Raw genomic sequence first — 13,101 nt, 5'->3', positions numbered from 1 at the left:
GTAGTGAGGACTTTAGTCCTTCTTCCAAATTAGGACTAAAGTCCTCACTACGAACCTATAATAAAGTTTGTAGTGAGGACTTTAGTCCTTCTTCAGATTGTTATGAGGAAGGACTGAAGTCCTCACTACGAACCGGATCGAGTTTAAACTGTTCGATTCGCCGTTTCCGCTAGAATCTGCTTAATTTGAGCGGGAGTCAGACTGGGATTGGCCTGCAACATCAAAGCTATCACCCCGGATACGTGCGGCACTCCCATGGAAGTACCCGCAAAATATCGATAGGGAACCCCCGGTTGAGACAGCGGCACCGTTGAATAAACATCCCCAGCATCAGCTCTACCGCCATCGCCGCCCGGAGCAACAAAATAACTAATTGTGTCAGATCCCGCGCGGTTAGAATAAGCCGCAAACAAGCCGTTTCGGGTAACAGCACCGACAGCAATTCCTACCTCAGTTGCAAACTTACCCGGATAATCAACCTCCGGGCGAGCATCATTTCCTGCCGCCGAAACCACCAGCACACCTTTAGCTTCAGCGGCTCGAACCGCACTCAATTCTTGCTCGTTGAACTGTAGACCGCCAAAACTGACATTAATCACCTTCGATCCATTTGCCACCGCATAATTAATTGCATTAATTTCATCACTAATTTTCCCAACTCCCGCGCGATCGAGTATTTTCAAAGGCATAATTTTCGCAGTCGGAGCCGTTCCAGTAATTCCCACCCCATCTTTTTTCGCAGCAACTAAACCCGAGATATGAGTGCCGTGATTGTTATCATCCATCGGGTCATTATCGTTGTTGGCAAAATCCCATCCCCGTAAATCGTCAACAAAGCCATTGCCATCATCATCTACGCCGTTGCTAGCTTTATTTCTACCTGCGGCATCAACGCCCGTTTCCCCCCCATTGCTCCAAATATTCCCGGTCAAATCCGGGTGATTGTAGTCAACTCCGCTGTCGATAACTGCCACCACAATGCCGTCTCCAGTCAAGCCCCGGGCCCAAACTTCTGGAGCTTTAATTAAATCTCTGCCCCACTCGTCGCCGCCCAAGTCGGGAACATCAGGAAAAGTTGGCACACCTTGAGAAGAAGCAACTGCCGCCGCCGCATTCACTAAACCGAACCCAAAACGAGAGTCAAAACCCGGTGAGTTGCTGGGATTGTTAGGAACAATATTTGCAGGAGTTGCAGATAAATTTAGGGTAAAATTTGTATTGCCTTGGTTTTGATAAACTCGGACAAAGTAAGTTCCGGCTGCCAAACCGTTAAGGTCGATCGACTCCGGCGATAAATTCGATTCTTGAGAAGAAGCAATAATATCGGTAAAGTCAATAGAATTGTCGCCGTTAATATCTTTAATCACCGCCACGTCAACATCGGCACTCAAACCGCTGACAGTTAATTTAAAGTCGCTAGTTGCAGGCAAAGTAAAGCGGTAAATGCCGTCGGGGCGGGCATTGCTAACCGAGTCGGCGATGGTTTGAGTGCTGCTCAAAACGCCTAAATCGCGGGCTTGGCTGAGTTGGTTGCCCAATACGGTACTTGCAGAGATGAACTTACCGCTGAGGTTTTGTGGTGATGTGTTGGCAACTTCGCCTAAAATAGCATTGGACCCACGAATTTTAATTACTGTATTGGGAGTGCCTGAAACTGTTTCTAAAGTGAGGTCTGCTTCGGTAAGATTGTCAGTTAGTCCGATCGCATCCTCAAAACTGTTAAAGTCAGCAATCATGTCTGCAACAGCCGGATCGGAGACTGCGGAGTTGCTGCCCAGGACAAAGGTATCGGGGCCCAAACCCCCTGTCAGGATATCTTTGCCTCCATCGCCCACTAAAACGTCGCTACCGTTACCGCCGTTGAGGGCGTCATCTCCCCTACCTCCTTGCAAGGTATCGCTGCCCTTGCCGCCAAACAGCAAGTCATTGCCGGCACCGCCGTTAAGCAAGTCATTCCCGACACCACCGAAGAGTGTATCGGAATTGCCGCCGCCGAGGAGTCTGTCGTTACCATTATCACCGCTGAGGATCTCGGCATCCGAGGCACCGACAATAAAATCATTACCTCCCAGGGCAAAAAGTCCGTTAGGATAAGGAGTCAAAAAGCCCGGAGTTAATGCGAAACTATTGGGGCTATCATCTAAAAGATAGGAAAATCCGTCAAGGCTCGGGCCGGGCATAGAAATTTACTCCTTAGATAAAATCAATCTAAATTTTAGATTTCAAACATGAAATTGTCCTTAATAAATCTACCATCCCAAATTCACTAATCAGGAGCGGAAAATGGGAAAACAACACTTGCATCGAATTCAGAATTTTTTCAACGTCGCCAAATCACGTTTAAAGCCTTATTTGCGCTATGTGATTTTGGGCGGCACGTTTTTATTTATTGCCAAAGCTTTTGTAACTCACTGGCGAGAAGTCGCTAATATCCGCATTCGATCCGAAAGTTTTCCGTTACTGGCGATCGCGCTTGGCGTCACTTTACTGTCTCTAATTTTTGTCGGCTGGGTGTGGATGTTGATTTTGCGGGAATTCCGCCAACCTGTAAATGCGGCGTGGGCGATTCAAGTTTTTCTCAAAACCAATATTGCCAAGTATTTACCTGGGAATATTTGGCATTTTTGGGGTCGAATTTTGGAAGCAAAAAAAGCCGGGATTTTCCCCAAAGCTGCTACTCTCAGCGTGCTGCTAGAACCGCTGCTGATGGCTTCTGCTGGCGTGCTGATTGGCTTGATTTGTTTTGAGCGCATCAATGGGTGGTTGCGGATTGTCGGTGGTGCTGCTATTTTGACGGCGATTCATCCCCGAATTTTAAATCCGATCGTCCTGTTTGTAGAGCGGTTGAAGTTATCCAAGAACAAGGGGGAAAATTCAGAGGTTGGGGAGGCTGCGGGCGAGCGACTAATTTCGCCTTTAGAGTCTAGCTCCAATCTAGCTAAAAAAATATCTAATGTCAAGTCCCAGCGCAAAAATAATTTGCCAATTAAACGCTATCCTTTAGTGCCGTTAATCGGACAAATGTGTTTTATCGGATTGCGGGGCAGCGGTTTTTTGCTAACGGTAATGGCTTTAAATCCGGCGAGTTTTATCGATATTCCCAACTTGTTCGGTGCTTTTGGTTTTGCGTTTGTTGTGGGTTTGGTTGTACCGGGTGCGCCCGGAGGGATGGGAGTATTTGAAGCAACGGCGATCGCCCTGCTGTCCGATCGCTTTTCTGTGGGTATAATTTTGAGTGCGGTGGCTTTGTATCGGATTATCAGTATTCTGGCGGATGTTTCCGGTGCTGTTTTGGCTCATATCGATCGGCAGCGCGATCGGCACAGTTAAGTAAGTGGAAAATAATATATCATGCCAGCGGATTTACCCCGATTAGCCGGAGTCAAAAATATGTATTTTTATTAAGACTTTGGGCTTACGTAAGTATACTGGCTATAGTTGACTTCAGACAAAAATTTTGTCAACTCATCTGTTTGGGCCGTTAAGAAACAAAGCCACAAACAATCTAGTCTGAATCAATAAATTTAAGACTGGCAAACAAAGCGAGTTGCTCTCATAAAAATCACAAAGTTAGGTATTTGTACTGTCAAAGACACTAATTTTTTTGAGTTCGGGTGCGATCGTCCTGGATTTATGAAAAATTGTTCACTTTAGGATCGGGGGTACACAGCCATGATATCAGTTTTATCAGGACGATCGAGCGAACTTGCGAATCAAATCAAGGCGGGCAAAGGGAGTTTTGGCGAAAAGGGCGAAAAGGGCGATCGCAGCAATAACCCCAGTACAATAGTATTTATCGATGCGGCAGTAACAGACTATCAAAATCTCCTAAATGGAGTGAAATTGGGAGTAGAAGCAATAATTATCGACGCCCACAGAGATGGAGTCGAACAGATTTGCGAAGTCTTAGCAAACCGCACTAATATTGACAGCATTCATCTAGTTTCCCACGGCGCACCGGGAAGCTTGCAACTCGGTAAAACCAGACTGTCTGTTGATAACCTAGAAGCTTATGGCAAGCAATTGCAGCAATGGCGGCGCGCTTTAACAATTGATGCAGACATCCTGATTTACGGGTGTAATGTAGCAGCAGCATCCCGCGCTTGCCAGAAAGTCCGCCAGGGAATAAATTCCCTGTCTCAAAGCTCAAGTCGGTTTCAACCGACTGAAAATAATTTCATTAAACAGCCCTATGAAGAGGACTTTTTCTATGCTAGCCAGAAAGTCCGCCAGGGAATAAATTCCCTGTCTCAAAGCTCAAGTCGGTTGAAACCGACTGAAAACAATTTCATTAAACAGTCCTATGAAGAGGACTTTTGCTATGAGACGGGGGTTTCAACCCCCGGCGTACTCGACGGCGAACCAGCTTTAGAATACTTTGGTGAAACGAGAATTGAAACCCCCGGCGTACTCGACGAACAAGCCGTAGATGGTGTCCACTTCCTCCACCGCATTGCCACTCTCACCGGTGCAAATATCGCCGCATCCAAGCATCTCACGGGGAGTGCAAAATTAGGTGGCAATTGGGAACTAGAAGAAAAAATCGGCAACATTAAATCGCCCTTAGCATTCGAGTCAAACGCGATGCAAAATTATGCGTCTGTTTTGACTACCTATACCGTTACCAATAATTCCGATAGCGGTACAGATTCTCTGCGAGATGCGATCCAAAAAGCTAATTCCAATCCGGGATTAGACACAATTAACTTTAACATTCCCGGCACTGGACCTCATACCATTACCCTTTTCAATCAAGCCTTACCTGTCATCACCAGCCCAGTTATTATCAATGGCAAATCTCAACCAGGATATGCTGGAAAGCCAATAATTGAACTCAATGGCAGTTTAGTACAACAACCAGCCTCCTCACCAGGAAGCTTTTCTGACCAGTACGTCGTTGGTTTAGACTTAGATAAAGTTCCGGGTCAGCTAGATTCTAGCGGCAGTACAATTCAAGGATTAGTCATCAACGGATTTGGCAAGGGAGGAACCATCAATCTTGGCTTAGGTATTAAAGTGAAAAGTGATAACAATACCATCCAAGATAACTACATTGGCACTGATATTAGCGGTACGACTGCTGTAGGCAACACTGTCAGTGGGCTCAGAATCGAAAGTTACACTCAAAACAATCCTCCTAATGTCACCCCCGTAACAGGTAATATTATCTCCCGCAACGTCATCTCGGGCAACGGCTTTAGTGGCATATTTGTTGTGAAGGAAGGAGTCACAAACACCAAAATTACTGGCAATTACATCGGGACTGATGCCACCGGTACAATAGATTTAGGTAACAAGGGTGATGGCATTTTTATCTTAGGCAAAAACTCGAATAATACTATCGGCGGCACTGCACCTGGGGAAGGTAATATCATTGCCAACAATAGCGGCAGCGGGATTGAGGTTGCTAGTAAAAATGCCAACAGTAACACCATACAAGGGAATAGCATCTTTAATAACAAACGCTTAGGTATTGACTTAATCGGTAATACTGGCATCACTCCCAACGATTTGGGCGATGCGGATACAGGCAGCAACAACCTGCAAAATTACCCGGTTCTGACCTCAGTTAGCGGCAACACAGTCAAGGGCATTCTCAACAGCACTTCTAACGCCAATTTCCGCGTCGAATTCTTTGCAAATACCAGTTATGACCCCGCAGGTGCAGGTCAAGGTCAAACTTTCCTGGGTTTCCAAGACGTTACTACAGATAGTGCTGGCAATGCTAACATCAACTTCCCCTACACTCCAGTAGCAGGCAAACCGGTTCTCGCTGCTACTGCTACTAACAAAACCACAGGCGATACCTCGGAATTTTCCCGTCGCAATCAATCTCCTATTAATTCAATACCGGGAAGAACCACCACCACGACAACTAACCCGAATAACATTACCATCAACAGCGGAGACTTGGTATATAACGTTTTAGCGACACCGTATCCGTCTGCTATTGACGTTTCAGGTGTAACAGGAAAAGTAGACAGCGTTACGATCGCTCTCAACAATGTTAAAACTTCTGAGGGTTTTGGTAGCGGTTCCGGTGTATCCCAGGTCATTAACCTCTTGCTAGTCGGCCCAGAGGGACAAAATGTGGTGTTAATGTCTCAGGTTCCATCTGCACCACTCAACAGCGTCACGCTGAAGTTGGATGATAATGCAGCCTCTTTTATTTCCACTCTTTCTAGTTCTACAGTACCAACGATCGCTTCAGGAACTTACAAACCGACAAACTATTCGTTAAACAATGCTCGCGATGTTTATCCCTTCACTCTACCGGGACCGACACCGACAGGGGCACCAGAAGGGCCTTACGGTTCGACTCTTTCTGTTTTTAACAAAACTAACCCCAACGGCACTTGGAAATTGTATGCAGTTGATGCTGTACCAGAGAATGCTAAAGCTTCCAATGCTACTACTCCTGGAAATATTGCCAGTTGGAGTGTCAACATTACTACTGATATCGGCAAAGAAACGACGACTCAAAATACTCCTCGCATCTTCTCTGCTAGCAACGGCAATAGTATCTCTGTATCGGATGCAGATAGCGAGTCGGTGGAAGTTAATCTCAGCGTTACCAGCGGCACTCTTACACTGAAGTCGCTGACGGGAGTTACCGGATCGGGGAATGGTAGCAACATCCTGATTTATACGGGAAAACAGGCTGATATTAATGCTGCTTTAGATGGTTTAACTTATACGCCGAATCTGAACTTTAGCGGCACCGATACGCTGACTTTGACGACAAACGATCGCGCATCAGCAGAATTAGGCGGTGCTCAAACAGATGTCGATCGTGTGAATATTACCGTCAACCCAACAACTCCGACTCCCACAACTCCGACTCCGACAACTCCGACGCCAACAACTCCGACTCCCACAACTCCGACGCCAACAACGCCTACTCCGACAACTCCGACTCCAACAACGCCTACTCCAACAACTCCGACGCCGACAACTCCGACGCCGACAACTCCGACTCCGACAACTCCGACTCCGACAACTCCGACGCCCACAACTCCGACTCCGACAACTCCGACTCCGACAACTCCGACTCCGACAACTCCGACTCCCACAACTCCGACTCCGACAACTCCGACTCCCACCACTCCGACGCCAACCACTCCGACTCCGACAACTCCGACGCCAACCACTCCGACGCCAACCACTCCGACTCCGACAACTCCGACTCCGACAACTCCGACGCCAACCACTCCGACTCCGACAACTCCGACTCCGACAACTCCGACTCCGACAACTCCGACTCCGACTCCGACAACTCCGACAACTCCGACTCCGACAACAACACCAACGGGTACACCAACTCCGACGCCGACGCCTGCGCCAACTCCAACGCCGACGCCGACGCCTGCGCCAACTCCGACGACTGCGCCAACTCCAACTCCAACACCAACACCTGCGCCAACTCCCACGCCTGCGGAAACTCCAACGCCAACGCCGACTCTAATTCCTTCCCCTTCCCCTTCCCCTTCCCCTTCTTCCCCGGATTGCATTTGCAATACTATTGAGTATCCAAAGATCGATCGCCCAAACGAAGCTAACAACACCATCAACGGCAATGGTAGCGGTGAAATTCAGTTTGGCACACCGGAAAACGATGCTTTTTACGGCAGTCCAAACTCGAATATTTTCGATGCGGATTTAGGCGATGACAACCTCTACGGCGGTGAAGACAACGATATCCTTTACGGCAACCGAGGCAATGATTTAATTGACGGAAACAAGGGAGACGATATCCTTTTTGGGGGCAAGGGAAATGACTTAATTTGTGGCGGTGAAGGCGAAGATATCATCTTCGGAAATCGCGGCAACGATTCAATAAATGGTAAAGAAGACAGCGACTTAATTTTTGGCGGTGAAGGTGCTGATTTTATCGACGGCGGCAAGGGCAGCGATCGCGCCTTTGGAGGCAAAGGAAATGATATCATCTTCGGCAGTGATGGCGAGGATTCTCTCGACGGCAATTATGGTGATGATACTCTCTGCGGAGGTGTTGGCAATGATTGTCTGAGTGGAGGTGCTGGCAATGATTTGCTAGACGGGTGCGAGGGAAATGATACTTTGATTGGCGGTTTGGGGGATGACTGTCTGATTGGAGGTGCTGGCAGCGATCGCTTTTTACTCTCTACCAATTCCGGGAGCGATATTATTGCGGATTTTGAAGCAGGAAAAGATTTGCTGATGTTAGGTAATGGCTTGACTTTCGAGCAATTAAATGTTAATCAAGTCAGCGGTAAAACGTCGATCCAGTTTGTGCCGACTGGGGAAATTATAGCTGTTTTAAATGGGGTTTCTGCTAGCAGAATAAGTGCCGTCGATTTCAGTTTAATTTAAACAGGATCGGGTGGGAGAGTCCGACAGGGGTTAAAAACCCCTGTCGAGAGAGCGAAAGTCCTCTCAAAGAGGACTGGGATTGACGCTGCTTTGGGCCAATTCTTTCAGTCGGTTTTAACCGACTGTCTTCTGTGAGGCAGGGGTTTAAACCCCTGCCGGATTGCGGGACTCGCGAGTCGATCGAACTGCGGGAAAATAAAGTAAAAATAGGTTAATTTGGATTAAAGCATTTTTTCCAGAAATTGCTTTGCCCGATCGCACTTGGGGTTGCTAAAAAACTCCTGCGGCGGCACATCTTCCGCCACCTTTCCGCCATCCAGAAACAAGATGCGGTGGGCGACTTCCCGCGCAAAACCCATTTCGTGAGTCACAATTGCCATTGTAATGCCCGTCTGCGTCAAAGCTTTCATCACATCTAACACTTCTTTAACCATTTCAGGATCGAGTGCAGAAGTCGGTTCATCCATCAGCAAAATTTCCGGTTCCATAGCCAAGCAGCGGGCGATCGCCACCCGCTGTTTTTGTCCCCCCGAAAGCTTAGAAGGATAAACATCCGCCTTATCAGACAAACCCACTTTTTCCAGCAATTCTAAGCCCTTCTGACGCGCCTCATCCGATTCAATATGCTTCACCTTGAGAGGCGCATAGGTCACATTTTGCAGCACCGTCATGTGCGGGAACAAGTGGAAATGCTGAAATACCATGCCCACTTTTTGCCGCATTTTCATAATATCCGCCTTCGGCAAAGTAATATCCACGCCGTCAATGTATATCTGTCCCGAAGTCGGAACTTCCAGTAAATTCAAACAGCGTAAAAAAGTAGACTTGCCGCACCCCGAAGGGCCGATAATCGCAATCACTTCTCCTTTGTGAATCTCCGTGGTAATCTCCCGCAAAACCTTAAGATTGCCAAAAGACTTATAAAGGCGATCGACCTTAACTGCTACTTTGGAGTCTGCGTTCGAGTACATTGGCCCCCCAAGTTAAACTAAGCACCATCAAATAATAAATTGCGCCCACAAATATCAAAGGTTCAAAGTAAATATACTTTTCTGCTCCCACAATTGTAGCGCGGCGCAGCAAATCTTCTACGCCGATTACCGAAACTAAAGCTGAATCCTTCAACAAAGCAATACTTTCATTCACCAATGCAGGCCAAATATTTTTCAACGCTTGCGGCAAGATAATATCGCCCATCATCAGCTTGTAGGGAACGCCAAGGGATTCTGCGGCTTCTTTTTGACCTTTATCTACGGCTTGAATTCCGGCGCGGATTGTTTCGGAAATATAAGCCCCAGAATTCAGGAAAAAAGTAATCACGCCAGCTTGCAGCGCAGATATATTATAGCCCGTAAGCTGCGGCGTTGCAAAATAAACTAAAGTCAACTGCAAAATTAGCGGCGTTCCTCGAAAAATTGAGGTGTAAGCAGTACCGAACCAGAACAGCGGTTTAATGCTAGAAATTTTAAACAGAGACAGCACTATTCCCCAGAGAAATCCCAGAAATGCCGACAGCAAGGTAAAGGTGAGCGTTACCCAAATCCCGGACAAAATATAAGGTAAATTCGGCACTATTTTGCCAAAATCCAGCCCGAATTTTGGCGATACCGCAGGCGCATTTGCTTGAGCCGGTTCAGTGGCGATCGGTCGAGAAAACCACTTCGTAGCTAGTTCCTGAATTTGACCGCTGGCTTTCATTTGCTGGAGAACTCGGTTGAATTCTGGAACTAATCTAGAATTTTTTGGAAAGGCGATCGCCGAACCGCTTTCTTCAGTATTGGGAATTGTGTTAAATTCCAAGTCCGGGTTAGCTGCTGCATAACCTTTAGCGACCGTATCCTCAATTACTCCCGCCGCGATCCGCTTCGCTTTTACTTCTTGAATGATATCAGGAATTCTATTCAGAGGAGCGAGTTGCACCCCTGCCATTTTTTTCACAGCTTCCTGCTGAATGCTTCCGAGTTGAACGCCTACTTTTTTCCCGGCTAAGTCTTCAGCTTTGGTCAAATTGCTGCCTTTATTGGCGACAATTGTATTTTGAGCTTCGTAGTAAAGGTCAGAAAAAGCAACATTTTTTTTCCTTTCTGCTGTGGGAGTCATTCCCGCCATCACAAAATCGGCTCTTTTGGCCTGCAAAGCGGGAATTAAGCCGTTAAAATCCATCCCAATTACTTTCAGCTCGTAGCCCAATTCTTTAGTAATATATTTGGCAATATCGATGTCAAAACCGATGATTTCGTTGCCGCTAACAGCCGTATCTTTAAATTCATAGGGCGGGTAGTCTGGGGAAGTCGCCAGCGTTAAAGTTTTGTTGGCTTGGGCGTAGCTGGCGATCGCAATTAAGCAAAAGGCGATCGCCAGGGCCGCCGCCAGCACCGATCGCCATTTTAAACGTTTCATATTCAGCATTAAAAAAATCCCTAGAAAACCAAATACGCCAAAATTCGCAATTATTACCAGAAAGAATTGGTTTAAAGCCAAAACCTTTTTTGGGAGAAATTAAAATCCGACTATTCATTACTCCAATCCTCTTCCTGCCCGGTAGAGGTCGCTCTCAACTGTCAACTGTCAACTGTCAACTGTCAACTGTCAACTGAAAGCTTTTTCCAGGTAAACCAAGTACAAAAAACAGGTTTGTCTAGGGGCTGGTGTTGGGCCTTGCCCCCTCCGGGTTTCTGAGGTGTACTCGATCGACCTGGAATCTGCTGTAAGTCACCATTGTCAAGACAGATGTTATACCATTCTTATTCTAAAAAGTCACGAATACCAACCTAATTTTGCCAAGGTGTTCTCTATTATTAAAAAAATAGGTTTATGAAAATCTTGTTAAAAAAATCCGGCCTAAAAAAGAAGTATTACCTATTGACTCGGCCCGAATTATTGTGGTATATTTTAGATAATGGGAGTGGTGACTTGAATTTGAAAATTGCCACCACTTCCATTATCTAATAATACTTTATTGAACGGTCAAAGTCAAGCAATTGACCAGAAAAAAAAAGGCGTTTTTTTTTAATTCATTCAACTAAAATTAATCGACGCCCATTACCAATTCCCCGTTACCGTCAATAACTTCGCCGATCGCGAACGCAGCAATTCCCTGAGATTCAAACAATTTAACAGCCTGTTCGACTGATGTGCGATCGACCAACAGCACAAACCCAATCCCCATATTAAAAGTATTGAACATATCGGCAGCCGCCACAGAGCCAGCTTCAGCAATCCAGTCAAAAATCGGTAAACTCGGCCAGCTACTGGTGTTAATTTTCACAGATTGATTTGCTCCCAAACAGCGGGGCAAATTTTCCGGCAAACCGCCGCCTGTAATGTGAGCCATGCCGTGAATTTCTAAACCGCTCTTAATTGCTTCGAGGACGGGTTTAACATAAATTGTAGTCGGAGTCAGCAGCACTTCTCCTAAAGTTTGACCGCCCAACTTTTCCGGTTGGGAATGCCAATCAAAACCGATCTCGCCCGCAATTTTTCTCACCAAACTAAAACCGTTGCTGTGAACTCCCGAACTAGCCAGCCCCACAGCCACATCTCCCACCCGTACCTGCGAACCGTCAAGCAATTTGCTCTTTTCGACAATTCCCACGCAAAACCCCGCCAAATCGTACTCACCCGAAGAGTAAAAACCGGGCATTTCTGCCGTTTCCCCTCCGAGCAAAGCACAGCCAGCTTGTTTGCAACCGTCAGCAATTCCTGTCACCACCGCAGCTAATTGTTCGGAATTTAACTTTCCCGTGGCTAAATAATCGAGAAAAAAGAGGGGCTCGGCGCCGGATGTCAGCACGTCGTTGACGCACATCGCCACCAAGTCGATACCTACCGTGTCGTGGCGATCGAGATCGCGGGCCAATTTCAACTTAGTCCCCACGCCGTCAGTGCCCGAAACCATCACCGGCTCTTTTAAACCTTCCGGGACGCTAAAAAACCCGCTAAATCCGCCGAATCCGCCCAAAACACCCGATCGGTGGGTGCTTTTGACTGTATTCTTGATGCGCTCGACAAAAGCTCTGCCCGCCTCAACATCCACACCTGCTGCTCGATAATCCATAAGTCCGCCAAATCGATTTCTAAATTTTAAGTTTATGCCGTTGACACTCCCCTGGAAGACAGCCGAGGGGATTCTTGATTCGCAGAATCGACTTGCCGATACAGAATTACTTCAACATCAGTAGCGGTCAATTCTCCACAAGCGTTCGGATCTAAGATCCAAGTTCCGACGTGCCCCGTCGTACTCAATCCCCGACTTAGGATGTTTCTAGCGGCATTATGGTCACGATCTAACACGCATCCACACTGACAAGCGTGGGTTCGCGTTGATAGACTTTTCTTAACAATAGTGGAGCAGAAGCAGCATTCTTGACTTGTTCCATTGGCTGGCACGGCAACTGTGATTCTTCCGAATACTTTGCCGAAATACTCCAGCCACACTCGGAACATATACCAAGATGCGTCGTTAATTGATTTAGCTAGACAGTGATTCTTCACCATATTTTTTATCCTCAAATCTTCGTAGACTACACAGTCGTTGGACTGGATGACGCATCTTGCCAATTTCACAGCAAAATCTTTACGTTGCCTACTTATTTTGAGGTGGCGTTTTCCAAGAATCGCTCTGGCTTTATCCCTGTTTTTAGAACCCTTGACACGCTTTGAAACTTGTCTGTGGGCTTTTTTCAATCTGCGCTCCCCCTTGCCCAGAAATCGCGGATTCTCAACTGCAACACCATTAGAGTCTGTATA

At 46.8% G+C, this 13,101-nt stretch carries 7 protein-coding genes; 2 read left to right on the top strand and 5 right to left on the bottom strand.

The genetic code is table 11. The features are described 5' to 3' along the window. Positions 1 to 143 precede the first annotated feature (143 nt). Positions 144 to 2,180: a S8 family serine peptidase gene (locus QUB63_RS21520; RefSeq protein WP_332947347.1), complete on the bottom strand. Its 2,037-nt coding sequence runs from the start codon at positions 2,178 to 2,180 to the stop codon at positions 144 to 146. Positions 2,181 to 2,283: 103 nt separating this feature from the next. On the opposite strand from QUB63_RS21520, the gene QUB63_RS21515 reads away from it, so the two are divergent. Continuing rightward, positions 2,284 to 3,330: a UPF0104 family protein gene (locus QUB63_RS21515; RefSeq protein ID WP_332947346.1), complete on the top strand. Its 1,047-nt coding sequence runs from the start codon at positions 2,284 to 2,286 to the stop codon at positions 3,328 to 3,330. A gap of 342 nt (positions 3,331 to 3,672) precedes the next feature. After that, positions 3,673 to 8,352 (top strand): DUF4347 domain-containing protein, encoded by a 4,680-nt coding sequence (locus QUB63_RS21510; protein WP_332947345.1) that lies wholly within the window; start codon positions 3,673 to 3,675, stop codon positions 8,350 to 8,352. 221 nt (positions 8,353 to 8,573) lie between these two features. Here QUB63_RS21510 and QUB63_RS21505 read toward each other — a convergent pair whose 3' ends face one another. From QUB63_RS21505 to QUB63_RS21490, 4 genes are all read right to left on the bottom strand, one after another. Further along, positions 8,574 to 9,323: an amino acid ABC transporter ATP-binding protein gene (locus QUB63_RS21505; protein ID WP_332947344.1), complete on the bottom strand. Its 750-nt coding sequence runs from the start codon at positions 9,321 to 9,323 to the stop codon at positions 8,574 to 8,576. Then, the gene (locus tag QUB63_RS21500; RefSeq protein WP_332947343.1) at positions 9,289 to 10,752 is read right to left on the bottom strand and encodes an ABC transporter substrate-binding protein/permease; all 1,464 of its coding nucleotides are present in this window, start codon (positions 10,750 to 10,752) and stop codon (positions 9,289 to 9,291) included. Before QUB63_RS21500 ends, QUB63_RS21505 begins: the two co-directional genes overlap by 35 nt. A gap of 628 nt (positions 10,753 to 11,380) precedes the next feature. Further along, positions 11,381 to 12,409, bottom strand: coding sequence for a phosphoribosylformylglycinamidine cyclo-ligase (gene purM, locus QUB63_RS21495; protein ID WP_332947342.1), 1,029 nt, complete (start codon positions 12,407 to 12,409; stop codon positions 11,381 to 11,383). A 32-nt stretch (positions 12,410 to 12,441) separates the two neighbouring features. Beyond that, a partial coding sequence (locus QUB63_RS21490; protein WP_332947341.1) for an RNA-guided endonuclease InsQ/TnpB family protein occupies positions 12,442 to 13,101 on the bottom strand: 660 nt, incomplete at its 5' end.

It is taken from the genome of Microcoleus sp. ARI1-B5, from assembly GCF_036705795.1.
In the GTDB taxonomy this organism is placed as follows: domain Bacteria; phylum Cyanobacteriota; class Cyanobacteriia; order Cyanobacteriales; family Microcoleaceae; genus Microcoleus.
The sequence above is the reverse complement of the archived record's forward strand: the minus strand, read 5'-3'. Positions and strand labels throughout refer to the sequence as shown.

Bases quoted from the DNA above. Each gene is read 5' to 3' on its own strand.
- QUB63_RS21520 (WP_332947347.1), bottom strand. From the start codon at position 2,180: ATGCCCGGCCCGAGCCTTGACGGATTTTCCTATCTTTTAGATGATAGC.
- QUB63_RS21515 (WP_332947346.1), top strand. From the start codon at position 2,284: ATGGGAAAACAACACTTGCATCGAATTCAGAATTTTTTCAACGTCGCC.
- QUB63_RS21510 (WP_332947345.1), top strand. From the start codon at position 3,673: ATGATATCAGTTTTATCAGGACGATCGAGCGAACTTGCGAATCAAATC.
- QUB63_RS21505 (WP_332947344.1), bottom strand. From the start codon at position 9,323: ATGTACTCGAACGCAGACTCCAAAGTAGCAGTTAAGGTCGATCGCCTT.
- QUB63_RS21500 (WP_332947343.1), bottom strand. From the start codon at position 10,752: ATGAAACGTTTAAAATGGCGATCGGTGCTGGCGGCGGCCCTGGCGATC.
- purM (WP_332947342.1), bottom strand. From the start codon at position 12,409: ATGGATTATCGAGCAGCAGGTGTGGATGTTGAGGCGGGCAGAGCTTTT.